This is a genomic window from Arcobacter rhizosphaerae, assembly GCF_049472155.1.
In the GTDB taxonomy this organism is placed as follows: Bacteria; Campylobacterota; Campylobacteria; order Campylobacterales; family Arcobacteraceae; genus Arcobacter_B.
The window spans coordinates 551,409-575,716 of sequence record NZ_JBMOVW010000002.1; the positions used below are offsets into that span (position 1 = coordinate 551,409).

Here is a 24,308-nt window from a genome sequence, read left to right on the forward strand (position 1 = left end):
CCTTTTTTGTGCTATTTAATGTACTCTTCTTCTAAAGCAATTATATCTTCAAAAGTTTCTCTCTTTCTAATTAGTCTATCTTCCCCATTTTCAACTGCAATTTCTGCAACTTTTCCTCTTGTATTATAGTTTGAAGCCATAGTAAAACAGTAAGCTCCTGCACTATAAATAGCAACCAAGTCATTATGTTGTGTTTTTGGTAAGTTAATATTTTTAGCAAAGAAGTCACCACTTTCACAAACAGGACCAACTAAATTACAATCACTTAACTCTTCATTGTCATTTAATACCTCAATTTTATGGTAGGCATTATATAAAGATGGTCTAATTAAATCATTCATAGCCCCATCAACAATAACAAATCTTTTATCACCATTTACTTTTTCATAAAGTACTTTTGATACAAATACCCCAGAGTTTCCAACTAAGAATCTTCCTGGCTCACATACAATTGTAATATCTAAACCAAATAAAGCTTCTAAAATTGATTGAGCATATTCATTTGTATCAATAAGTTTTTCATCATCATATACAATACCTAATCCACCACCAACATCAAAGAAAGATAAATCAATCTTAATTGCTGCAAGGTTTCTTACTAAATCAGCAACTAATTTAACTGATTCTTTTATTGGTTCTAACTCTGTTAATTGAGAACCAATATGACAGTGAATACCACTTGGCTCTAAAGCTTCACTATTTTTACACTGGATATACATTCTTTTTGCTGTATCAATATCAACACCAAACTTATTTTCATGTAAACCAGTTGAAATATATGGATGAGTTTGAGGATCAATATTTGGATTAACTCTAATTGATATTCTAGCTACCTTTCCTAACTCTTTTGCAATTACTTCAACCCTATCAAGCTCTGCAGCACTTTCAACATTTATCATTAAGATACCAAGTTCTAAAGCTTCTTTTATTTCACTATCAATTTTCCCAACACCTGAAAAAATAATCTTATAAGGTTGAACTCCTACTTTTAATGCTCTTTTAACCTCACCAATTGAAACACAATCAGCCCCCGCTCCTAAATTTGCTAAGTGCTTAATAACAGATAAATTCGAATTTGCCTTAACCGCATAAGCTAAAAGAGATTTTCTAGCTTTAAAAGCCCCTTTTAATTCTTCATATTGTGCCTTAATATGATCAAAATCATATACATAATATGGCGTTTGATACTTGTTTGCTAATTCTTTAAAATTTATATTCATACTCTTTAATTCCCTATTCCTCTTTAAAATCTTAATTTAAAATTTCAATAAATTAAAAATTAAAACTTTTTTGTTTTATATATAAATAATTAGTAAGTATGAGATTTTGAGTGAAGTTCAAGGCGGAAGAAAAGTTTTAGGCAGGAGCTTACTGTAGTAAGTGAGTGTCTAAAACTTTTCTGACAACGTAGAAGTTCGCCAAAAGCTTATGCTTAATGACTATTTATCTGTGCCATTCCATGCAATAGTAGGTCTTCCATTCTCATCAAAATTAACCGCAGGCATACCCATTACATTAAATCCTGAATCAACATAATGAATTTCACCTGTTACTGCTGAACTTAAATCAGATAATAAATACATACCTGAGTTTCCAACCTCATCAATTGATACATTTTTCTTTAAAGGAGAATGTGCTTCATTCCACTTAAGCATAAATCTAAAATCACCAATACCAGCTGCTGCTAAAGTTTTAATAGGTCCAGCACTAATAGCATTTACTCTAATTCCATCTTTTCCTAAATCTTCTGCTAAATATTTTGTAGTCATTTCTAACGCAGCTTTTGCTACACCCATTAAGTTATAATTAGGAATATATTTAGCTCCACCATAATAAGTTAATGTTAATACAGATGAATTATCACTTAATAAAGGTTTTAATTCTCTTACTACTTCAATTAATGAATAAACAGAGATATCCATTGCCACATCAAATGCTTCTTTAGAAATATCATAAAATCTTCCAGATAAGCCTTCTTTTGGAGCAAATGCAATTGAGTGAACAATAAAGTCAATTTGACCCATATCTTTTTCAATTGATTCTTTTAATGCTTTAATCTCTTCTGGTTTAGATACATCACAAGGATATACATAATCAGCACTTCCAAACTCTTGTGCAATTGGTTCAACTCTTTTCTTTAAAGAATCATTTAAATAAGTAAATGCAATTTGCGCCCCTTGTGCCGCACAAGCTTTAGCAATACCATAAGCAATAGACTTATTGTTTGCAACACCTAAAATTACACCTTTTTTACCCTTCATAAACATTATAAATCCTTTGTATTTTCTAAAATTTGAATAAAGTCTTCAATAATCCATGAAGCAGTACCTATTAATGCCCCATCAACACCATGTAATGAACAAATATCTCTAACATTATCAACTTTTACAGAACCACCATATAAAAGTGGTTTTTCAATTTTTGATTTTAGTGCAGAATGAACATCTGTAATATCTTCAAGTGTAGCTGTAACACCTGTTCCAATAGCCCAAATAGGTTCATAAGCTAAAATTAGATTTTCATAATTTATATCAATTCCTTCAAATTGAGAATAAATATATTCTAATGTTTTTTCTAAACCTTCTTCTTTAACTTCTAAAGGCTCTCCTACACAATAAATTATTTTATATCCAAGTTCACTATAAAAAGCAAATTTTTTTGCTATTTCTTCTTGAGATTCTCCTAAAATATGTCTTCTTTCACTATGACCTATTAGAATTGTATTTACATCAAATTCATCTAATTGTTCTGTACCAATCTCTCCTGTAAAAGAGCCTTTCTGCGTTGCATAAGCATTTTGTACTCCAATATTTAGTGTTGGTATTGTTTCAAACTTATCAAGTGAAGTTGATGTTGGGAAAATATATACATCATTTGACACATTATTTGATACTAAATATTTATTTACTTCTTCTACAAAATAAGATGTTGTTTTTCTTGTATGGTTTGTTTTAAAATTACTAGCAATTATTGCCATAACATTCCTTTTTAATAGTTCTCTTTAAAAAGAAAACTTTATTTCTATTAATATTTAGTCTTCAATAACTAATGCTTTTACACCTGGAAGAACTTTTCCTTCAATTAATTCTAGCGATGCTCCACCACCAGTTGAGATAAATGTCATTTCATCTTCATCACCAGTTACTCTTACTAAATCAGCAGTATCACCACCACCAACTACAGTTGTTGCATAAGATGAAGCTACTGCGTGTGAAATTTTTGTACTACCTTTTGCGAATTTATCCATCTCATAAACTCCCATTGGTCCATTCCACAAAATAGTATGCGCGTCTTCTAGGGCTTGTGAGAATAAAAGTGCTGTTGCAGGTCCAATATCTAATCCCATCCAACCTTTTGGAATTTCTTGTGTAGTAGTTGGTTTAGCAAATGCTTCTGCATCAAATGCTTCTGCTGCTACAACATCTACTGGTAAATATAATTTTACACCTAATTGTTTTGCTTCTTCCATAATCTTAATTGCTTCAGGAATTAAATCTTCTTCTACTAATGAGTTTCCAACTTCATAACCTTGTGCTTTCAGAAAAGTAAATGCCATTCCTCCACCAATAAGAATCTTATCTACTTTTGGTACAAGGTTATATAAAGCTTCTAATTTTCCAGATACTTTTGAACCACCTACAATTGAAACAAATGGTCTTTTTGGCTCATTTACAATATGATGGAAAAATTTAATCTCTTTAGCAAGTAAGAAACCAGCTGCTTTTGAATTAATATCAAAATGTTGAGCAATTCCTTCAACAGAAGCATGTGCTCTATGAGATACACCAAATGCATCATTTACATAAACATCAGCCATAGAAGCAAGTTTACTACTTAAAGCTTCATCATTTTTAGTTTCACCTGCTTCAAATCTCATATTTTCTAATAATAGAATTTCACCAGCTTCTAATGATTTTGCCATTGAAATAGTATCATCACAAACTATTCCAGGAGCCATTTTAATTTCTTGCTTAAGTAAAGTATGTAATCTCTTAGCAATTGGTTTTAAAGAAAATTTCTCTTCAAAACCATTTTTTGGTCTACCAAAGTGTGAAGCTAAAATAATAGAACAATCATTATCAATACAATATCTGATTGTATTTAAAGCACTTCTAATTCTTCTATCATCAGTAATATTATTGTATTCATCCATTGGTACGTTAAAGTCACATCTAATAAATACTCTTTTATTTGCTATATCAATACTTTTGATTTCTTGTAATTTCATCTTTTCCCTTACTACTAGTTAGTTGCTACGTGAACACCCATATCTACAAGTCTAGTAGAGTATCCCCATTCATTGTCATACCAAGATAATACTTTTACCATATTTCCTTCAATAACTTGGATAGTATCTAAAGGAACAACTGTTGATAATGTCTCACCATTAAAGTCAGAACTTACTCTATATTCTTCATCTACTCCTAAAATTCCTTTTAAAGAACCAGTTGAAGCTTCTTTAAATGCAGCTTGAATTTCTTCTAAAGTTACATCTTTTTTAAGAGTTACTGTTAAATCAACTAATGAAACATTTGGTGTTGGCACTCTAATTGCTTGACCATTTAATTTTCCATTTAAATGAGGCATTACTTTTCCAATAGCTTTTGCAGCACCAGTACTAGCTGGAGTTAAGTTAGTTGCTCCTGCTCTTCCTTTTCTTGGATCTTTTTTATCTTTTGCATCTAAAATTGGTTGAGATGAAGTATAAGAGTGAATTGTAGTCATTAAACCTTTTTCAATTCCATAAACATCATCTAAAACTTTAGCAACTGGAGCTAATCCATTTGTAGTACAAGAAGCATTTGAAACGATTGCTTCTCCAGCATAAGTTTTTTCATTTGCTCCCATAACAAATGTTGGTGTATCATCTTTTGCTGGTGCAGACATTACAACTTTTTTAACTCCACCATCAATATAAGCTTGACACTTCTCTTGTGTTAAGAATGCTCCCGTACACTCTAAAACAACATCAGCACCATATTGGGCAAAGTTTAATTTTGCTGGATCTCTTTCTGCTAGTAATTTAGCTTTGTCATTTCCAATACAAACATACCCATCTTTAACTACAACATCTGCATTCCCATGTACAGTGTCATATTTTAGGTTGTATTGAATCATTTCTTCACTACCACTTGCATTAACAGCTACTAATTCAACATCATCTCTACTTGCTACAATTTTAGCAACACATCTTCCAATTCTACCTAATCCGTTAATTGCAACTTTAACAGCCATATTTTCCCTTTATTTAAATCTTAATGGTAGATATTTTATCCAAAAATTGCTATAATATTATTTAAGCAAAATTCAAAGGTTTTAAATAGGTGCAACTAGCGATATTTGGTGGGAGTTTTGACCCTGTTCATATAGCTCATATTACTATTGTTGAACAAGCATTAGAAGAACTAAATATTAACAAAATTATTGTTGTACCAACATATTTAAATCCTTTTAAAACAAACTATCATTTAGAACCTAAATTAAGATATGAGTTGTTAAAAAAAGTATTTCAAAAAAACAAAAAAGTTGAAGTTTGTGATTTTGAAATAAAACAAAATAAAGCAGTTCCTTCTATTGAAACTGTCAATTATTTAAAAGACTTATATAAACCTTCTAAAATTTATCTCATAATTGGTGCTGATAATCTAAAAAGTTTAGAAAAATGGTATAAATATGAAGAATTAAATTCTTTAGTTGAATTTGTTATAGCAACAAGAGAAGGATATGAAGGCAATAAACTAGATAGTTATAAAGTTTTGAATGTTAATATTAATATTAGTTCTTCAAAACTTAGGGATGAAATCGACTTAAATTTTATTCCATATCAGATAAAAGATGATATTATACATCATATAAAACATGAAAAGGTAAACTTTGAACAGAATTGAAAAGATAAAACAAATACTTGATGAAAAGAAAGCTGAAAGTATAGAAGTTATTGACTTAACAAAAAAAGACTATATAGTTGATTATGTAGTTATTGCAACTACTTTAAATCCTAAACATGGTTTTGCATTATTAAACTACTTAAAAACTGAACTTAAGCCATTAGGTGAAGAGTTTTTAAGAGTGGATGAAAATGATGATTGGACTATTTGTGATTTAGGTGATATGTTTATAAACCTAATGAATGAAGAAGCAAGAGAAAAGTATTCACTAGAAGACTTTTTAAATCAACTAGAAGAAAGAAAATAAAAGAGGAGAGTTTTACTCTCCTCCTCTCATAACTTTTCCATAATTAGATGTAGCATCTTTTGCTCCACCCATATTACCTGTATAAATTGCAATACCAATAACCAAAGCAAAAATTACTAAAAACCATTTCATTACATAATCTCCCGAGCTTTAATTCCTAATAAAGACAATCCAACTTTTATGCTTAATGCAGCCATTGATAATACTTTTAAATAAGTATTTTGATGTTGGACACCTACAACCTTATTATCATTATAAAATCTATGCACAGATGAAGCTAAAGAGTATAAGTAATCAGTTACTTTTTGCATATCTCTTTTTATGAATGCTTCTTCAAGCACAGAACCTAATAATAATGACTCATATACTAAATTTAAACCATCTTGATTTAAACTATTAAAATTTTCATTTTTTACATCATCTATACTAAGTTCAGCTTTTTTAAAAACTTGGTTTATTCTAGCATGTGCATAATTAATATAAAATATAGGATTTGATGAATCTTGATTTTTTAACATATCAATGTCAAAATCTAAATGAGTATCACTTTTTTTAGTTAAGAAAATAAATCTTAAAGCATCAGAACCAATTTCTTTTGTGATATCTGACATTAAAATTACATTACCTGCTCTTTTAGACATTTTATAAGGTTCTCCACCTTTTAATAATTGCACCATTTGAGAAAGTAATATTTCTAATTTTGAAGAATCATTTCCTAAAAACTCAATTGCAGCTTTTACTCTTTTAATATATCCATGATGATCTGCACCCCAAATATTAATATATCGATCGTAAGCTCTATCATATTTATCTTTATGATAAATAATATCGCCTGCTAAATATGTTGGGATACCATTATCTCTTACTACAACTCTATCACTATCATCACCATGATCAGTTGATTTAAGATAAACCTTTTCATCTTTTTCATATAAAGATCCATTTTTTTCTAAAACTTCTTTAGTTTTATCCCAAGATGAATATAAAGATTTTTCAGATACAAAATTATTGAATTCTACACCTAAATCTTTTAAATCTTTTACAATAATATCCATAACTAAATCTTTTGAGAAAAAAGCTATTTCTTTATATTTTGATTTATCATAAATAACTTCTTTTCCAAATTTTTCAATTACTACTTTAGCAATATCAATTAGATAATCCCCTCTATAGTAAGTCTCTGGATAATCTACATCTTCTTCAAATATAAAATCTCTTGCAGCTAATGAAACAGATAAACCTAATAAATCCATTTGTGCACCAGCATCATTTATATAATACTCAGTAGTTATATCATAACCTAAATAATCACCTACTCTAAATAAAGTATCTCCAAAAACTGCTCCCCTTGCATGTCCAATATGTAAAGGTCCAGTTGGATTAGCTGAAACATACTCTAATAAAATTTTTTCATGTTTAGGCTCTGATTTTGCAAAATTCATTTTTGAATTAAGTGCATCATCTACTAATGATTCTAAAAAAGAAGTTGAAAGTTTAAAATTAATAAAACCTTTTACCGCTTCAACTTTTTCAAACATTGAAGTATTATCAAATTTTGCAGCTAACTCTTCTGCTATAAGCATAGGAGATTTTCTAAATTCTTTTGCTAAAGAAAAAGCAATTGGTGTCGCAAAATGACCCAAACTGCTATCTTTAGGTTTTTCTAAAACTACATCTTTTTCTAGTGTTTTTTCAATAAACTCTTTTACTAAACTCTGCAATTTATTCTCTTATACTGTTTTAGATTCGTTTTTTGTTTCTGATTTAGTTTCTGATTTTTCTTCTAACTCATCAGCTTTTTTAGTGTCTGCAACTTTTTCGTCATCTTCTTTTACTGCATTTTTAAAGTTTTTGATTCCTGATCCTAAACCTTTAGCAAGTTCTGGTATTTTTTTACCACCAAACAGTAGTAATACTACTAAAGCTATTAAAATCCATTCCATACCACCTGGCATACCCATGAGAAATCCTTATAATTAATTTTTATTCTTATTAAATATTATATCTTCTTAATGCTTAAAAAAAATGATTTAAATCAAATTTCATAGATTTTATTTTAGAAAGAAATTTAATAACTTATATGCACTCCCAGCAGCCAATACAGTTCCTAAAAGATTTAAAATCATATTTGTAATAGCTAAAAATATTGAAGTATTGAAAAGTAAATATGATTCTATAGCAAAGGTAGAATATGTAGTTAAAGCTCCTAAAAAACCTGTAGTTAAAAAAGCTTTTAGAGTAGGTGAAGTATCAAAGTGATTGAAATAAGCAAAAAGCAATCCTATTAAAAAAGAGCCTATCACATTTACCAATAAAATTCCAATTGGAAACTCTAAAGGTATATATTTATTACTTAAATGTACACTATAAGCTCTAGCTATTGCACCAAGGAATCCTCCTATTCCAATAGCTAAAATAGTTTGCCAACTAAGAGACATTTTTAGATAACTCTTCTTGGAAAACTTTATTCATTTTAGTTTCTGTTTGTTCAAACCAATCAGTTTTTTTATCTGCTTGTACAGGTTCTAAATATATTACTTTAACAATACCAGGTTTAGCTTCAAGTTTTTTTGAATCTAAGATATCTCTTGTATTAAATAAAAGTACAGGCTGAACCCTTAAGCCATGTTTATTAGCAACCATTTTTGCACCTGGTTTAAATGATAGTAGTTCTTTACCATTTGATCTAGTTCCCTCAGGAAACATGGCAATTGGTCTTCCTTTATCAAGTCTATCTCTTGTTTCTTTTAAAAGGTGGATAATTCCCGCTTTATTCTCTCTATCAATACTAATCATTCTTGGGGCTTTTATTATATGTCCAAAAAAGAAAAGATCTGAAATTTCTTTTTTAGCTACCCAAGCTAAATCCCTTGAGTGAATATACTCCATTACTATAATGTCAAGTAGGGATTGATGATTAAGCATAACCATATCACATGACTCATCTAGTTTTCCATGTTCTTCTAGTTTTATGCCTAAAAAGAACATTTGTAATTTCATCCATATTTTAATTACTTTATGAGTATGATTTCTAAATGTATACATTGCTACCACAGTAATAGCAACAGTAATAGAAAATTGAATAAATATTATAATTCCTCTAATCTTCTTCAAAGTTTTCTTCCTTAATCCATCCAATAAATTTATTATCAATTCCCATAATTTTTATGAAATCTCTTTTTTTACTTAATACTTCAACCTTTTGTTTTTCATCTAATTTAAAAAATATTGTAGAGTTCTTTGTAGGTAAGATATAAATAAAAGAGTCTTTTTTTACTATACCTTTTTGATTTGGCATTAAATAAATTGAAGTAATTATGAATAAAATAATTGTTATTACAAGATATATTTTATTTCTTTTTAATATATAAATTATTAAAAAAATAATAAATAAAATTGCTACAGCAATTTTTTTATATTTTTCAAAACTTGAATCATTTGGATTTAAATCTGTTTGTGTACTTACTAATTCATTTTGTAATATTAATGGTATTGTAACACTTTGTAAACTTTTTGTAGAAGTATTATAATAATTAAAAACCACTTTCTTTTTATGAACAGGCATAACAAAATAGTAAATGATATTTTGCGTTGAATAATTATCATTAAGTTTAGTAACACCTTGTTCTGAAATACCATTTAACTTAAAATTTTCAAGGTTTGAGCCTATTGCATCTATATCAATTATTGTTAAAGATTCTTTATTATTATACTGTTTAGTTTTATATGCTTTTAATTTTAAATCTTTTGCTATAACTCCACTAAATCTAATATCACCCTTAGCAATATCTGAATAGTTAATATTAATTGCATTTAAAATACTTTTATCAATCACTTGAGCATTTTTTTCTAAACTAACATTTAAATTTGGGATTTGAAACTTTGGACTAGAAGCCTTATAATAAAAAGAGTTTTCATAAACATTATCACTAATTTTTTTCCAGCTACTTTGTTTATTTAATGGTTGAATATTTCCCCCACTAAATGAAGTTTTTATTTGATCAAAATATTTTGTAGTAACTAAAGCTTTTACAACAATTTCAAATCTTTGATTTTTATATACATTTTTAGGGACACTTTTATAAGATAAATACAGGTTTTTTGCAGCAAATAAATTTACACAGAATAATAAATTAATAAAAATGAGTATAGATATTATTTTTTTCATAATTACTTTTATTTAAGAAGATAGATTTCTCTATCTTCTTATTGTAAAAATCCTTTTAGCATTTTTACTCCATCATCACAACCTAATAATTCTTCGATTGCTCTTTCTGGATGTGGCATCAATCCAAATACATTTTTTGACTCATTACAAACACCTGCAATATTTGCTACTGAACCATTAATATTTGTATCTTTTCCATTTTCATCACAATATTTAAGAAGTATTTGTCCATTTTCTTCTAATTTACTTAGACTTTTTTGGTCAATAAAGTAATTACCATCATGATGGGCAACTGGGATATTAACTATTTCATCTTTTTTCATTAGTGATAAAAAGCTATTATCATTATTAATAACTCTTAAATGATTATATTTAGAAATAAAGTGAAGTGAATCATTTCTTTTCATTGCACCTGGAAGTAATCCCGCTTCTAATAGAATTTGAAAACCATTACAAATTCCTAAAACTTTTCCACCTTTTGCAGCATATTCTTGAACTGAGTCCATAATATTAGCGAATCTAGCAATTGCACCTGATCTTAGATAATCACCATAAGAAAATCCTCCAGGAATAACTAAAAGGTCAGTATCTTCTGGGATATTTTTATCTTTATGCCAAATTATTTCAACTTCTGCACCCAATTTCTCAAAAGCATATTGAGTATCATATTCACAGTTAGTTCCTGGAAATTGTAATACTGATATTTTCATATTAACCTACTATTTCTATTTCGTAATCTTCAATAACAGTGTTAGCAAGAAGCTTTTCACACATTTTTGCAACTTCTTCTTTTGCTTCATCTTCATTTGTAGAGTTTAATTCCATAATAATTTGTTTACCAATTCTTACGTCTTTAACTACTTCTTTAAATCCTAAAGTATCTAATGCATGATGAGTTGCTTTACCTTGATCGTCTAATACACCTTGTTTTAATGCTACATTTACAATTGCTTTCATATATACCCTTCTTCTTTTAATATTTTGCGATTATATCTAATTTTATCTCTTATATAGTTAAACTATTTTCTATCGTTGTATATCCACTTAAGATTTTATCTTTAATCTCTTGAGGAACATTAACATCCAGTTTTTCACCAGCTTTTAAATCTTTAGCTTGTTCTTTCCAATTTTGTGCTTTACCAAAATCTCTTAATATTTGTTTATCCATTGAAATATAATTTTTTGAGTCAAAATCAGTTTTAGAAATAAATCTTGAACTTTCAGGAGTTAAAACTTCATCTCCTAATAACCACTCACCTTTTGAATTTACAAATATTTCAAATTTAGTATCAACAACTATAATATTATTTTCAAAAGCAAACTGTGTAAATTTTGTAAATAAGTTTTCTAAACTTGAGATGATTTCTGGGAAATATTCTCTTACAGTTTTTGAATTTAAAGGTACATCTTTAACACCTTTTGTTGTAGGAGTAAAAATTGGATTTTCAAATTTATGCCATTGAGGTAAATCAGAAGACAAATCTAAACCATAAGGATCTTTTCCATTTTGACAAGCTTCAAATAAAGAACCTGTTAAATAATTTCTAAAAATAAATTCAAATTGAACAGTTTCTCCATCAATATTTGCTTCTAAAGGTTTACATAATTCCATAATTTGACATCTTGGAGCTATTTTTAAAGATTGATCAACTTTTTCATCTAAAATAGCTGTCTTAATTCCTGCTTTATTAGCGAACAATGCTCCACTATTAGAAATAGTAGTTTGAGAAACTCCCTTACCTTCAATTTCTAAGTTTAGTGGAATATCAAAAACAGAACATCTATCACTTCTAACTAGGAGAACTTTAGGTTCATCTCCAGGACAAGTATAAAGATCAGCATTTTTACCTATGTAGAAAAGGTTATATCCTAAGTTTTCTAACTCAGCAATACCTTTTTTTGTTGTAGTTTTTTTTGATTCTGGCCATAGACCAAGTGATATGATATCACTAATTTTCATTAATTCCCCCTATTAATAAATTAATGTTTATTTACTCATAATAATTAAACTTTTTAAAATACCAATTGATGTATTCAATTGATTATCTTTCGCAAGATCTTCTTTTGAAATTATCTTTTTATCAGATTTTTTAATCTCTTTTTTCTGTTTTTTAGTCTCTACTTTTTCAAGCTCACCTTCTAAATGCTTTTTTAAATCTGCTTCTTTTATTTTAAATTCTGAATTTGCATCTTGTGGAACTTCACCTGAATATGCAATTACATCAGGTGTTACACCTGTAGCTTGTATAGTTCTTCCACTTGGTAAATAGTATTTTGCAATTGTAAGTTTAATATTTTCTGTTCTATCATTATTTATTGGAAGTACTGCTTGAACAGAACCTTTTCCAAAAGTTTTTTCACCAATTACGATAGCTCTTTTATGATCTTGTAAAGCACCACTTACAATTTCAGAAGCAGATGCAGAACCTGCGTTTACTAAAACAACTAATGGTTTTTTAGTAATTGTACTTGAAGTAGTAGCTAAAAATTTTTCTTCTGTACTTTCATCTCTACCTTTTTGAGAAACAATCACACCTTTATCTACAAATAAATCAACAGTACCAATAGCTTGTGATAATAATCCTCCAGGATTATTTCTTAAGTCTAAAATTATTCCATCAACATTTTTTTTGTTTTCTTTTATAGCTTTTTCTAAAGCACTAACAACTTTTGAATCAAAACTACTAATTCTTAAATAAAGTAACTTTTCATCCTCTATTTTTTTAGCAAAAACAGATTCTACTTTAATAATATCTCTAGTAATTTTAATTTTTAGTGGTTTATTTTCACCTTCTCTAACAATTGTTAAAAAAATATCTGTTTTTGGTTTCCCTCTCATTAAAGAAACAGCTTCATCTAAAGTCATATTTAAAGTAGCTTTATTATCTATTTTTAATATAATATCTGAAGCTTTTATTCCAGCTTTATAAGCAGGAGTATTGTCAATTGGGGAAATTACAGTTAAAGCACCATCTCTCATACCAACAGTAATTCCTAAACCACCAAATTCACCCTTAGTTTGAATACTCATTTCTTTTGAAGACTTTTTATCAAGAAAACTTGAGTGAGCATCTAGTTCTTGCATTAAACCTTTTAAAGATTTATTTACTATTTCTTGTAGTTTTATATCATCAACATAATACTTTTCAACAGTACCTATAACTTTTGTCATTTTTGATAAAGATTCAAACCTTGTAGGTTCATCTTCTTGAGGTTCTGTAGTTTTTGCAAAAAGTGTTTGAGTTAGTGTAAATAGTATAGTTGAAGCCAATATTAGTTTTTTCATTTGAATATAACCTTATTAAATTAATAAAGATATATTATACAAAAAAGTTTATAAAAGTAAGATTTTATCAAAAATTTTGTAATATACATTTACATTATAAAGAGGTTAATTATTATGAGTATGAAAGAAAATGTCGATTTTGTAAAAGGTGAATTAAATAGTGAAGAAAAGTTTCTTGAAAGCTTTGTAAAAGTTGAGAGAGTTTTTAAAAAATATAAATTCCCAATTATAGCTGTAGTTGTATTATTAATTGCACTAACAGTAGGATTAAGTGTAAAAAGCTACATGGATGAGCAAAATTTAATAAAAGCGAATAAAGCCTTTGAAACACTTCTTCAAAATCCAAAAGATGAAAAAGCATTATCAACTTTAAAAGAAACAAATAACAAGCTTTATCAAGTTGCATCATATATAAATGGTGAAAAAGAAAATATAGAAGTAAAATACTTAAAAGAATTAGTTGCTTACAACAAAGCATTAGAAGAAAACAGTATTGAAAAGTTAAATACATTATCAATGCAAAATGACTTTTTATTAAAAGAATTTGCTATTTTTAATAAAGCTTTACTATTAGCAAATAATGGAAAATATGAAGAAGCAAAAACAGCTTTAAAATTAATTCCAAATGACTCAAAAGCTTTTGAACTTGCTAACTTACTTAAGCATTATTTAGCAACAAAATAAGGATAATTATGAAATATTTATTAACTTCACTTTTAGCTGTTTTATTATTTACAGCTTGTTCTTCAAAAAAATATTTTGAACCAAAAGATGTTGAAGATGATTTAAAAGTTCAAACTTCATCATTACCATCATCAATAAAGGCTATGAATAGAGTAGGTGCTACATTACAATCAAATGAAGTAATTACAAAATATGGACTATCAGATTTTAAATTACCTGAAAATTTTGAGTTTTTAAATTTATCAATTGATGGAAAAGTAATCGCATCAAATAAAAAAGATAGAATTATGATTGGAAGTGAAGAATTAATTTTAAATAATGTAGTTATTGCTGCATCACTTAAAAATAATAAACTAGCATTAATCTATTCTGATAATTCAATTGAGTTAATACAATTAGATACTAAAAAAACTTTATACAAAGACTATTTGTCTGATTCCTTAGCAAATGATACAAGAGTTGTAAATCCTTATTTTATGGGCAACTTGATTTTATTTCCAACATTAAATGGAAAAGTAATTATCGTTTCAACATTAAGTAATGACTCTGTAAAAAATATTTCAGTAGATCCAAAAGGTCAATTCAATAATATTATTTTCTTAGATGTTGATAAGCCAACTCAAACTTTAATTACTGCTACAGCAAATAAAGTAGTTTCAATATCTACAAAAGAAATTTTATCAAAAGAGTACGAAATAAGAGATATTATTTTAAAAGATGAATATATTTATATAGCAACAATTGATGGACAAATAATCAAACTATCTTTAAATCTTGAAGAAATTTCAAAAATGAAATTTAAATATTCAAAAATCCATGCTTTAGCATTTGCAGATGCTTTGTATGCTATTGAATCTCAAGGTTATGTTATTAAAATTGATAAAGATTTTACAAAGAGTAAAGTATTAGAATTTGACTTTGATAATGAAGAAAGAATGATTGTATTAGGTAACAAAATATATTTTGACAATAAGTATATAACTCTTCCATAAATAGTGTTAAACACTATTTATGAGAAGTTCTTATTTGCTAAATACTCTACTAAAACTGTTGCGTAAGATCCCTTAGGCAAACTAAATTCTAAAGTACAAATATTTTTGTCATTACTAAATTTACAAATAACATCTTTAGGGAAAATTATAGCTTCTCTTCTATAGCCTTTATCTTGGATATATGTATCATCAAACTTTTCTTCAATAGCTCTTGCTTCACCAATTGCACGAAATACTTTTCTACCAGGTAGTAGACCTGTAGGAACTATATTTTTTATTGAAAAACTATCTTCAATTGTTTTTGTAATTATTTTAGGTGTTATATATTTTTGTTTTTTGATATCTAAAAAAACATCTCCATTAATTAAATCAAAATTTGTTTTAGAAGTTTTTGTTCTGTTTACTAACCAAGAATTAAAAAAATTACTTTGATATGCCATTATCAACATTTTTGATAATTTTCTATCTTTTATAATCTTTTCACCTTCAATTAATTCTTTCGCTTTTCTAAGATTCTCTTCAACATCTCTTCCAAATCTTTGATAACCAAAATAATTAAGTAAACCTTCTTTAGAAATTTTTTTTAATCTTCTTTGTATATGATTTAAATCTTCAAGAGAAGTGTTATGTAGATTAATTCTAAATCTATTTCCTTTTAAATCACCTATATTCAATTTTTTATTATGTAATATAGTTTCTAAAATCTGTATTTTATTACTTCTAAAAGTTTGAATTTTTTTTGAATACTTTTTAGGAATAGAAATATATTGAGTGGTTGTAGCTTTTTTATCTTTTAATCCAGCATATCCAATTTCATTGGTATAAATATTAAGATATTTTGCAAAAGTTTCTATTAAGTCCCAAGTATCAAGATTTACTTTTTTTACTTTTAAAATAATAAAATTTCCACTATTAGAAAACCTCAAAGGAATTTCATCAACAATAAAATCATTTTCATTTTGTATGAACTCAAAATTCAAAACTTTTGCACTATGGTTATATACTCTTTTTATCACCTTAAGAACTCTTCCTTAATTGTTCATTTTCATAAACTTCTCTACATTCAGTACAATACCTAGCAAAAGGCTTTGCTTTTAGTCTTCCTATGGGAATCACAACTGAACACATATCACATTTACCATATTCACCCGTTTTAATTCTTTTAAGAGCATCTTCAATTTGCTTTAATTCATCTATTTGATGATTAGCAATTGCCCCTTCTGTAAAAGAATCACTTGCTAATTCTGCATAATCTAAGTCATCATTTACTTCTTGACTTTTTAAGCTTTGAATATTTTCTTTACTACCATCAATATTTTCAAGAATTTTTTCTTTTCTATTTTCTAAAGCAATTCTTAACTCTTCTATTTGCTTTGTATTTGGCATAGGCTTAGTCTCCTTATTTTGAAGTAATTATATACTTTTTAATATATATTATATATAAGAGTATCTATAATAGCTTCCATTATAAAGTAATTTAACAGCAAAGGAATAGCATGAACATAGAAAATATAAAAAAATAATCTTAAAGTTTTCAAATGATAGAAATTGGGATAAACATCATAATCCCAAAAATTTAGCTATGGCATTAAATGTTGAAGCAGCAGAACTATTAGAAATTTTTCAATGGTTAAATTTACAAGAATCTGAAAATCTAACAATTGCTAAAAAAGAACATGCTAAGCAAGAAATAGCTGATATAGCAATTTATCTTATTAGATTATGCATAAAGCTAGATATAGATTTAGAAAAAGCCATCTTAGAAAAAATAATACTAAATGAAAAGAAATATCCATTATTTGACAAAAATAATAAGCCAATAACTTATAATAAAACCTAATCTACAAGCCTAGTAAACTCCTCATATAACTTAGAATTAAGAGGAGTTCGAAGCTTTAATTTTAAATCTATAGGTTTATTATTTTTATAAGAAATACAATCTGCTAAACCAAGATAAATAAAACTTTGTGTCTTTTTATCAACACTTGCATATTTTCTTACAAATATATGTAAATTGACTTGATATTCTTTGTTTTTGACAAGTCTTAAGCCATCTCCTTTATCACTACTATGGCTAGGCTTACTTGAATAAGTAAAAACTTCTTTTGAAACAAAATCATTTACATACTTTTGTGCTTTTAAATATTTATGCTTATCTATAGTAATAAATAAAAAGAAATCATTATTAAATTTTAAAAATCCACTACCTCTGAAAGATGAATGAATTTTATTAAAATTACACAGTTGTGCAATATTTAGCATATTATATTTTTCATAAAGTTTTAACGCAGGCACTCCAAGATAACTTAAACCAAAATTTTTCTCATAATTTATGATTCCATAATTAATACTTTCCTCTATAAATATTTTTTTATTTTCATCTTTTAATAACCTATCAAATATTTCTGATTTATAAATATAACCATCTTTAAATTCAAGTAGTTTTGGATACCTTAAAATCTGCGCTTTATCAAAATAATCTTGCTTCAGAAAATTTATTGCATGAAGTAAAGTATTTTTATCAACTCTTTCTTGATATTTTTCTAATTCTTTTTCTAAAAATATAAAACTTATCTTTTTGTTCTTTGATAAAATTCGTAATATCACAAATTCGTAAACTCTCTTAATAGGTAACAAATACTCAATAAATCTACAAGTTTTTATAAATTCAATATCATTACATAAATCTTCATATTTAGTATCTTTTTCAACCTTTAACAGAAATTCAATATAGGATTTGCTTTCACTAATAAATTTTAATGGATCAATAAAATCATTATAATTTATATAATCACATAACATTGGTATTTTATTTTGTAGATAATCTTTAAATTTAAAATACTCATCTTTTAAATATTTAATACTATTAAAATTTTCTTTGTTAATTTGATCTAAAATTCTTTTTTTAGAAATTTTATCAATACTAATAAATGCATTTTGAAAAATAGCAAAGTTATTTAAAATTGATATTTTTACACTCTCTTTATCTATTTTTTTGTTTCCTAACATTGCTAAAGCAATTAAAAAAGCTTTGTCATGATTACCTATAAAATCAATTAATGTTAAAAACTCTTTATCTTTATGCTTTCTAAGACCACGTCCTAGTTGTTGCGCAAAAACAATTGAAGAGTTTGTAGGTCTTAACATAAGAATAGTATTTATACAAGGAATATCTATCCCTTCATTAAAAATATCAACACAAAATATTACTTCAAGATCATCCATATCATCTTCTAAACTTTTAATAGCTTTTTCACGACTTGAAATTGTATTATCACTAGTTAAACTTATACTCTTTATTCCTTTTTTATTAAAGTTTTTTTCCATGAAAAAACAATGTTCCTTTGAAGCACAAAAAGCTAATGCTTTTCTTTTTACTCCACTAAAAGAATAAAAATTCATTTTTTCAATTATAAAATCTACTCTTTTATTTACCATTAAAAGTTTAGTTAACTCATAAATTTTATCTATATTACATGAAGAATAATCAATAGAAACATCACTAACACCATAATAATGAAAAGGAGTGATAAGTTTTTGTTCTAAAGCTTCATTCAATCTAATATCACAAGCAATATTATCATCAAAGTACTCATAAATATTTTCATTATCCATTCTATTTGGAGTTGCTGTAAGACCCAATAGAAAATTTGGATTAAAATATTCAATAACTTTTTTATAACTAGGACTACAGATATGATGAGCTTCATCAACTATAATATAATCAAAAGTATTTTGTTTAAAATCATTAACTCTATTGTGTAAACTTTGGATAGTAGCAAAAACATAATCTTTTTCTAACTCTTTTTTATTACCTGTATATAAACCCATAGATTTATTTTTAATAGAAGCATAAAACGAGTTCATAGCTTTTATTAATATGTTTTCTCTATGAACTATAAATAACATTTTTTTAGGATTGAATTTCTTAACATCAAAAATACTCAAGTATGTTTTTCCCGTACCAGTTGCAGCAATAGCTAAAACTCTTTTTTGTTTTTTTAATCTTAAATATTCAATCTTTTCTAATGCCTCAATTTGCATTTTATTAGGAATTATCTCTTCAATAAATTTAAAATTTTTATGCTTTTTATCTTTAAAATAAAACTCTTTATATTTTAATAAAAAATTTTCATCAACTAAATATGAATCATTCCAAAGGTTCTCAAATTGGATAAAAATATCTTTTATAAATAAATCATCTTTTTTATTTATTGTTTTACAATTCCATTCAATATTAGATTTAAAAGCACTTGCAGTTATATTAGAAGAACCAATTATAACTTCATATTTATCTTCAAACTCAAAAATATATGATTTACTATGAAAACCAACTTGAGTAATTAAACTATCATATACTTTTAATTCTATATTATTAAACTCATTTATCTTTTCAAGAGCATAAGGTTCAGTAAAATTCAAATATGTAGATGTTAATATTTTTCCTTTTATATTTTTTTTATTGAGTTCATCAAAAGTATCTAATAAAAGTTGAATCCCAGAAAAATTTACAAAAGCAACATTAAAAACAAAAAAATCACATTCTTTTAAAAGTTTTGTTATATAATTATAAAAATTTGAGCTAGCGTTATTTACAAGTAGTTTATTCAAAATATAGTCTTTTTTAATTTTGATTATACGTTAGTTTAACTAAACCCACTTTTAATAAAGAAAATTATGAAGCAAAATAATACAATTTACTATTTACAACACAAAGATATATTAAATAAAGATATATTAATAAATGAAATCTATGCAAATAAAACCACGAATTATTATTATAGTGATGATTTCTCTGAAGAATTTTATATTGATTTATGTTCATTAGGATTTATCAGTACTTCTATAATAAATAATAATGAATTATTTTTATTACCAGAAATACAATTTGAATATGCAATCTTAGATTTTAAAGATTTACATATAAGTAAGAAAGTTAAAAAACTTTTAAAAAAAGAAGACTATATATTTGAAGTAGATAAAAATCTAGAAAAAGTTCTTGATAAATTAAATAAATATCATAAACCAAACTGGCTTATAAAAGAATATAAAGAATTAATTATAAAATTAAATAAAAGAAAAAATCATAATAACTTTGAAATTAAAACATTTTGCATAAAAGATAAAAATACAAAAGAAATTATAGCAGGTGAAATAGGATATAAAATAGGGAAAACCTATACATCATTAACAGGATTTAGTTCAAAAGAGAAAAAATACAACAATTATGGAAAATTACAACTAGTAGTAACAGGAGAGTATTTAAAAAAAGAAAGATACAAAATATGGAATTTAGGTCATCCATATATGGAATATAAAATAAAGCTAGGAGCTAAAATATACACAAGAGAGCAATTTATAAAAAGATGGATAGAGGCAATAAAACTATAAAAAATAATAAAAAAAGAGAATAATAGGTAAAGGTAAAGAAAGTGGGCTAAAAAAAAAGCTTCTACCTAAAGGAACTGTAAAGAAGTTCAAATAGATAAAAGCTTTTAGATAAAACTCAAGAGCTGGCAGCGGCCTACGTTTCCACAAGTGAAACCTGCAGTATTATCAGCGATGAAGTGCTTGACTTCCAGGTTCGGAATGGGGCTGGGTATTTCCACTTCTCTATAACCACCAGCAATATGAGTATAAAAAGTTCAAATAAACTCTTTATACTCACATTAGGGTAATGAGTGTAAAGATAATGTTAAAGTCTTAAATGAGCTTCTTAAAAAGATGTTCATCTTTTCAAGGAAACGCTTTGTGAAACAATTCACACATTTATTAAGTAGTGTTCCCTTTAAAAAACAAGTTTTTTAAAGCAACAGATATATACTTAATAAGATAGTAAACCAAGAAATTTATTAAAAAAAGCCAAACGATCTATTAGTACTAGTCAGCTAAACGTCTTACAACGCTTACACACCTAGCCTATCAACCAGCTAGTCTTGCTGGGATCTTCAGGGAAAGTTCATCTTGAAGTTGGCTTCGAGCTTAGATGCTTTCAGCTCTTATCACATCCGTACATAGCTACCCAACGATGCCCTTGGCAGAACAATTGGTACACTAGTGGTACGTTCATCCCGGTCCTCTCGTACTAGGGACAAATCTCCTCAACTTTCCTACGCCCACGGAAGATAGGGACCGAACTGTCTCACGACGTTCTGAACCCAGCTCGCGTACCGCTTTAAATGGCGAACAGCCATACCCTTGGGACCTGCTCCAGCCCCAGGATGCGATGAGCCGACATCGAGGTGCCAAACCTCCCCGTCGATGTGAGCTCTTGGGGGAGATCAGCCTGTTATCCCCGGCGTACCTTTTATCCTTTGAGCGATGGCCCTTCCACACAGAACCACCGGATCACTATGACCGACTTTCGTCTCTGTTCGACTTGTATGTCTCACAGTCAAGCTAGTTTATGCCATTATACTCAACTGGCGATTTCCATCCGCCATGAACTAACCTTTGTAAGCCTCCGTTACTTTTTAGGAGGCGACCGCCCCAGTCAAACTACCCACCAGACATTGTCCTGGTATAAGATAATTATACACAGTTAGTAACTCAAATATTCAAGGGTGGTATCTCAAGGATGGCTCATCATATACTGGCGTCTATGAATCAAAGCCTCCCACCTATCCTGCACAAGAATATCCAAGCTACAGTGTCAAGCTGTAGTAAAGGTGCACGGGGTCTTTCCGTCTTTCCGCGGGTAGGAGGAATTTTCACCTCCACTACAATTTCACTGGATCCCTGGTTGAGACAGCTCCCATCTCGTTACGCCATTCATGCAGGTCGGTATTTAACCGACAAGGAATTTCGCTACCTTAGGACCGTTATAGTTACGGCCGCCGTTTACTCGGGCTTCGATCAAATGCTTCGCTAATGCTAACATCATCAATTAACCTTCGAGCACCGGGCAGGCGTCACACCTTATACATCCACTTACGTGTTAGCAAAGTGCTGTGTTTTTGGTAAACAGTCGGGAGGGACTCTTTGTTGCAACCTCTTTAGCTTTTGAGAGTAAATCTCTATACCAAAGTAGGCACACCTTATACCGAAGATACGGTGCTAGTTTGCAGAGTTCCTTAACCAGGGTTCTTCCACGCGCCTTAGAATACTCATCCCACCCACCTGTGTCGGTTTACGGTACGGGCAACAAATAATATACTTAGTGGCTTTTCTTGGCACGACAGTATCATCGATTCTCTATCTCCTCCGAAGAGTGTCAAGAGCCTGTAAGATCTCGGCTTCATGTAACCCGGATTTGCCTAAGTTACAGCCTACGTCCTTCGACCCACTATTCCATCAGTGTGCTCGATTAACTCTATGCGTCCCCACATCGCGCTTATTTGTTGGTATTGAAATATTAATCAATTTGCCATCGTCTACCCCTCTCGGACTCGACTTAGGTCCCGACTAACCCTACGATGACGAGCATCGCGTAGGAAACCTTGGGTTTTCGGCGAAGAGGATTCTCACCTCTTTTATCGCTACTCATGCCTGCATGCTCACTTCTATCCGCTCCAGCGCTCCTTGCCGGTACACCTTCAACGCTGAATAGAACGCTCTCCTACCACTCAAGTAAACTTGAGTCTAAAGCTTCGGTGCATATCTTAGCCCCGTTATATTTTCCGCGCAGAATCACTAGACCAGTGAGCTGTTACGCTTTCTTTAAAGGATGGCTGCTTCTAAGCCAACCTCCTGGTTGTCACAGTAACTCCACATCGTTTTCCACTTAGATATGACTTTGGGACCTTAGCTGTTAGTCTGGGTTGTTCCCCTCTCGACATAGGATTTTATCACCCTACGCCTGACTCCTGTGATTACACATATAGTATTCATAGTTTGATAGGGTTTGGTACCGCGGTAAGCAGCCCTAGCCCATTCAGTGCTCTACCCCTATATGCTACTACACAAGGCTATACCTAAATATATTTCGGAGAGAACCAGCTATCACGAAGTTTGATTGGCCTTTCACCCCTATCCACAAGTCATCCGAGGACTTTTCAACGCCCACCGGTTCGGTCCTCCACTGGCTCTTACACCAGCTTCAACCTGCTCATGGATAGATCACTTCGTTTCGGGTCTGCAGCATCTGACTAATTCGCCCTATTAAGACTCGCTTTCGCTACGGCTTCGTACTTGACTTAACCTTGCCAGACACCACAACTCGCAGGCTCATTATGCAAAAGGCAGTCCGTCACCCTGATAAATCATAGGGCTCCGAATGATTGTAAGCTAATGGTTTCAGGTTCTATTTCACTCTCCTCACTGGAGTACTTTTCACCTTTCCCTCACGGTACTTGTTCACTATCGATCTGTAAGTAGTATTTAGGATTAGAGGGTGGTCCCCCTAGATTCAGTCAAAATATCACGTGTTCCGACCTACTCAGGATACCATTAGAGCTATTGAAAATTTCGATTACAGGAGTATCACCTTCTATGCTATAGCTTTCCAACTATTTCTTCTATCTTCTTTAGTCTCATGTTATGGTCCTACAACCCCCAATGCAAGCATTGGGTTTGTCCTAATCCGCGTTCGCTCGCCGCTACTAACGGAATCTCATTTGATTTCTCTTCCTGTGGTTACTGAGATGTTTCACTTCGCCACGTTCGCCCCTCGAAAGGTAACATATATCTCTATATGCTGGGTTGTCCCATTCGGAAATCTACGGATCAAAACTTCTTGACAGTTCCCCGTAGCTTATCGCAGTCTAGTACGTCCTTCTTCGCCTCTTACAGTCTAGGCATCCACCATTAGCCCTTAATAGCTTATTTTTGTTGATAAAGTAATTTACATTACTTCACCGTTTTGAATAATTATTCCTTGGCTACTATCTTATTAAATATATTGCTACATCTAATAAAAAAGTTGTGTTTTTAAAATTGTTTCGTTTTTTAGTTTATATTTAAACTCTCATTTAAATATTCGCTAGAAAAATTTTAAGACTTTAACATTATGTTTTTAAATATCATATCCTTTATTTCTAAAGAA

The 24,308-nt window shown here is 29.0% G+C and carries 23 protein-coding genes and 2 rRNA genes; 6 read left to right on the forward strand and 19 right to left on the reverse strand.

Translation table 11 applies throughout. The features are described from left to right. Window positions 1–11 precede the first annotated feature (11 nt). The 5 genes from lysA to gap form a co-directional block, all read right to left on the reverse strand. Window positions 12–1,250 carry a diaminopimelate decarboxylase gene (lysA, locus tag ACH5BH_RS05780; RefSeq protein ID WP_423297749.1) on the reverse strand — a complete coding sequence of 413 codons (1,239 nt, stop codon included), beginning with the start codon at window positions 1,248–1,250 and terminating at the stop codon, window positions 12–14. 189 nt (window positions 1,251–1,439) lie between these two features. Beyond that, a complete protein-coding gene (gene fabI / locus ACH5BH_RS05785; RefSeq protein WP_404306203.1) occupies window positions 1,440–2,267 on the reverse strand; it encodes an enoyl-ACP reductase FabI in 828 nt (275 codons plus the stop codon). After that, the gene (locus tag ACH5BH_RS05790) at window positions 2,267–2,977 is read right to left on the reverse strand and encodes a triose-phosphate isomerase (RefSeq protein ID WP_423297734.1); all 711 of its coding nucleotides are present in this window, start codon (window positions 2,975–2,977) and stop codon (window positions 2,267–2,269) included. The genes fabI and ACH5BH_RS05790 overlap by 1 nt, the downstream gene beginning before the upstream one ends. Window positions 2,978–3,031: 54 nt before the next feature. Beyond that, on the reverse strand, window positions 3,032–4,228 hold the full coding sequence (locus tag ACH5BH_RS05795) for a phosphoglycerate kinase (protein ID WP_404306207.1): 1,197 nt from the start codon (window positions 4,226–4,228) through the stop codon (window positions 3,032–3,034). A gap of 14 nt (window positions 4,229–4,242) precedes the next feature. Next, window positions 4,243–5,235 (reverse strand): type I glyceraldehyde-3-phosphate dehydrogenase, encoded by a 993-nt coding sequence (gap, locus tag ACH5BH_RS05800; protein WP_404306209.1) that lies wholly within the window; start codon window positions 5,233–5,235, stop codon window positions 4,243–4,245. Window positions 5,236–5,324: 89 nt separating this feature from the next. Between gap and nadD the strand changes: the two genes are divergently transcribed. Both nadD and rsfS read left to right on the forward strand, forming a co-directional pair. Then, window positions 5,325–5,888: a nicotinate (nicotinamide) nucleotide adenylyltransferase gene (nadD, locus tag ACH5BH_RS05805; RefSeq protein ID WP_423297735.1), complete on the forward strand. Its 564-nt coding sequence runs from the start codon at window positions 5,325–5,327 to the stop codon at window positions 5,886–5,888. Further along, entirely contained in the window at window positions 5,875–6,195 is a 321-nt protein-coding gene (gene rsfS / locus ACH5BH_RS05810; protein ID WP_404306213.1) for a ribosome silencing factor, read from the forward strand. Before nadD ends, rsfS begins: the two co-directional genes overlap by 14 nt. 131 nt (window positions 6,196–6,326) lie before the next feature. Here the strand turns inward: rsfS and argS are convergent, their stop codons facing one another. The 9 genes from argS to ACH5BH_RS05855 all read right to left on the reverse strand — a co-directional run bounded on the left by argS (window position 6,327) and on the right by ACH5BH_RS05855 (window position 13,649). Then, window positions 6,327–7,916, reverse strand: coding sequence for an arginine--tRNA ligase (argS, locus tag ACH5BH_RS05815; protein WP_423297736.1), 1,590 nt, complete (start codon window positions 7,914–7,916; stop codon window positions 6,327–6,329). Window positions 7,917–7,925: 9 nt separating this feature from the next. Continuing rightward, a complete protein-coding gene (locus ACH5BH_RS05820) occupies window positions 7,926–8,156 on the reverse strand; it encodes a Sec-independent protein translocase subunit TatA/TatB (RefSeq protein WP_404306216.1) in 231 nt (76 codons plus the stop codon). 90 nt (window positions 8,157–8,246) lie between these two features. Continuing rightward, window positions 8,247–8,633: a fluoride efflux transporter FluC gene (locus tag ACH5BH_RS05825; RefSeq protein ID WP_423297737.1), complete on the reverse strand. Its 387-nt coding sequence runs from the start codon at window positions 8,631–8,633 to the stop codon at window positions 8,247–8,249. Next, window positions 8,623–9,309, reverse strand: a complete 687-nt coding sequence (locus ACH5BH_RS05830) for a lysophospholipid acyltransferase family protein (protein WP_423297738.1) — start codon at window positions 9,307–9,309, stop codon at window positions 8,623–8,625. Before ACH5BH_RS05830 ends, ACH5BH_RS05825 begins: the two co-directional genes overlap by 11 nt. Then, window positions 9,296–10,363 carry a hypothetical protein gene (locus ACH5BH_RS05835; protein WP_423297739.1) on the reverse strand — a complete coding sequence of 356 codons (1,068 nt, stop codon included), beginning with the start codon at window positions 10,361–10,363 and terminating at the stop codon, window positions 9,296–9,298. The genes ACH5BH_RS05830 and ACH5BH_RS05835 overlap by 14 nt, the downstream gene beginning before the upstream one ends. 38 nt (window positions 10,364–10,401) lie before the next feature. Beyond that, on the reverse strand, window positions 10,402–11,073 hold the full coding sequence (gene purQ, locus ACH5BH_RS05840; protein WP_423297740.1) for a phosphoribosylformylglycinamidine synthase I: 672 nt from the start codon (window positions 11,071–11,073) through the stop codon (window positions 10,402–10,404). 1 nt (window position 11,074) lies between these two features. Beyond that, entirely contained in the window at window positions 11,075–11,320 is a 246-nt protein-coding gene (purS, locus tag ACH5BH_RS05845; RefSeq protein ID WP_404306226.1) for a phosphoribosylformylglycinamidine synthase subunit PurS, read from the reverse strand. Window positions 11,321–11,369: 49 nt separating this feature from the next. Further along, complete coding sequence (locus tag ACH5BH_RS05850) at window positions 11,370–12,323, reverse strand: phosphoribosylaminoimidazolesuccinocarboxamide synthase (protein WP_423297741.1); 954 nt, start codon at window positions 12,321–12,323, stop codon at window positions 11,370–11,372. A 27-nt stretch (window positions 12,324–12,350) separates the two neighbouring features. Continuing rightward, a complete protein-coding gene (locus tag ACH5BH_RS05855) occupies window positions 12,351–13,649 on the reverse strand; it encodes a S41 family peptidase (RefSeq protein WP_404306230.1) in 1,299 nt (432 codons plus the stop codon). A 114-nt stretch (window positions 13,650–13,763) separates the two neighbouring features. Between ACH5BH_RS05855 and ACH5BH_RS05860 the strand changes: the two genes are divergently transcribed. Beyond that, window positions 13,764–14,333: a hypothetical protein gene (locus ACH5BH_RS05860; RefSeq protein WP_404306232.1), complete on the forward strand. Its 570-nt coding sequence runs from the start codon at window positions 13,764–13,766 to the stop codon at window positions 14,331–14,333. A gap of 8 nt (window positions 14,334–14,341) precedes the next feature. Further along, on the forward strand, window positions 14,342–15,325 hold the full coding sequence (locus ACH5BH_RS05865; protein ID WP_404306234.1) for a hypothetical protein: 984 nt from the start codon (window positions 14,342–14,344) through the stop codon (window positions 15,323–15,325). Window positions 15,326–15,342: 17 nt separating this feature from the next. Here ACH5BH_RS05865 and ACH5BH_RS05870 read toward each other — a convergent pair whose 3' ends face one another. Further along, window positions 15,343–16,341: a tRNA pseudouridine(13) synthase TruD gene (locus ACH5BH_RS05870; protein WP_423297742.1), complete on the reverse strand. Its 999-nt coding sequence runs from the start codon at window positions 16,339–16,341 to the stop codon at window positions 15,343–15,345. Between the two features lies 1 nt (window position 16,342). Next, on the reverse strand, window positions 16,343–16,711 hold the full coding sequence (gene dksA, locus ACH5BH_RS05875; protein ID WP_404306238.1) for an RNA polymerase-binding protein DksA: 369 nt from the start codon (window positions 16,709–16,711) through the stop codon (window positions 16,343–16,345). Window positions 16,712–16,907: 196 nt separating this feature from the next. On the opposite strand from dksA, the gene ACH5BH_RS05880 reads away from it, so the two are divergent. Continuing rightward, a complete protein-coding gene (locus tag ACH5BH_RS05880) occupies window positions 16,908–17,165 on the forward strand; it encodes a MazG-like family protein (RefSeq protein WP_423297743.1) in 258 nt (85 codons plus the stop codon). On the opposite strand, the gene ACH5BH_RS05885 is transcribed toward ACH5BH_RS05880, so the two are convergent. Next, the gene (locus tag ACH5BH_RS05885; RefSeq protein WP_423297744.1) at window positions 17,162–19,936 is read right to left on the reverse strand and encodes a DEAD/DEAH box helicase; all 2,775 of its coding nucleotides are present in this window, start codon (window positions 19,934–19,936) and stop codon (window positions 17,162–17,164) included. The two genes, ACH5BH_RS05880 and ACH5BH_RS05885, sit on opposite strands and share 4 nt — an antisense overlap. Window positions 19,937–20,002: 66 nt before the next feature. Between ACH5BH_RS05885 and ACH5BH_RS05890 the strand changes: the two genes are divergently transcribed. Further along, window positions 20,003–20,716, forward strand: a complete 714-nt coding sequence (locus tag ACH5BH_RS05890) for a hypothetical protein (protein ID WP_423297745.1) — start codon at window positions 20,003–20,005, stop codon at window positions 20,714–20,716. A gap of 120 nt (window positions 20,717–20,836) precedes the next feature. On the opposite strand, the gene rrf is transcribed toward ACH5BH_RS05890, so the two are convergent. Then, window positions 20,837–20,952, reverse strand: a 5S ribosomal RNA gene (gene rrf / locus ACH5BH_RS05895). Between the two features lie 226 nt (window positions 20,953–21,178). Beyond that, window positions 21,179–24,091, reverse strand: a 23S ribosomal RNA gene (locus tag ACH5BH_RS05900). Window positions 24,092–24,308: the final 217 nt, after the last annotated feature.

Coding starts and splice junctions, on each gene's coding strand:
- fabI (WP_404306203.1), bottom strand. CDS start 2,267: ATGTTTATGAAGGGTAAAAAAGGTGTAATTTTAGGTGTTGCAAACAAT.
- ACH5BH_RS05790 (WP_423297734.1), bottom strand. CDS start 2,977: ATGGCAATAATTGCTAGTAATTTTAAAACAAACCATACAAGAAAAACA.
- ACH5BH_RS05795 (WP_404306207.1), bottom strand. CDS start 4,228: ATGAAATTACAAGAAATCAAAAGTATTGATATAGCAAATAAAAGAGTA.
- gap (WP_404306209.1), bottom strand. CDS start 5,235: ATGGCTGTTAAAGTTGCAATTAACGGATTAGGTAGAATTGGAAGATGT.
- ACH5BH_RS05820 (WP_404306216.1), bottom strand. CDS start 8,156: ATGGGTATGCCAGGTGGTATGGAATGGATTTTAATAGCTTTAGTAGTA.
- ACH5BH_RS05825 (WP_423297737.1), bottom strand. CDS start 8,633: ATGTCTCTTAGTTGGCAAACTATTTTAGCTATTGGAATAGGAGGATTC.
- ACH5BH_RS05835 (WP_423297739.1), bottom strand. CDS start 10,363: ATGAAAAAAATAATATCTATACTCATTTTTATTAATTTATTATTCTGT.
- purQ (WP_423297740.1), bottom strand. CDS start 11,073: ATGAAAATATCAGTATTACAATTTCCAGGAACTAACTGTGAATATGAT.
- purS (WP_404306226.1), bottom strand. CDS start 11,320: ATGAAAGCAATTGTAAATGTAGCATTAAAACAAGGTGTATTAGACGAT.
- ACH5BH_RS05850 (WP_423297741.1), bottom strand. CDS start 12,323: ATGAAAATTAGTGATATCATATCACTTGGTCTATGGCCAGAATCAAAA.
- ACH5BH_RS05855 (WP_404306230.1), bottom strand. CDS start 13,649: ATGAAAAAACTAATATTGGCTTCAACTATACTATTTACACTAACTCAA.
- ACH5BH_RS05860 (WP_404306232.1), top strand. CDS start 13,764: ATGAGTATGAAAGAAAATGTCGATTTTGTAAAAGGTGAATTAAATAGT.
- ACH5BH_RS05865 (WP_404306234.1), top strand. CDS start 14,342: ATGAAATATTTATTAACTTCACTTTTAGCTGTTTTATTATTTACAGCT.
- dksA (WP_404306238.1), bottom strand. CDS start 16,711: ATGCCAAATACAAAGCAAATAGAAGAGTTAAGAATTGCTTTAGAAAAT.
- ACH5BH_RS05880 (WP_423297743.1), top strand. CDS start 16,908: ATGGCATTAAATGTTGAAGCAGCAGAACTATTAGAAATTTTTCAATGG.
- ACH5BH_RS05890 (WP_423297745.1), top strand. CDS start 20,003: ATGAAGCAAAATAATACAATTTACTATTTACAACACAAAGATATATTA.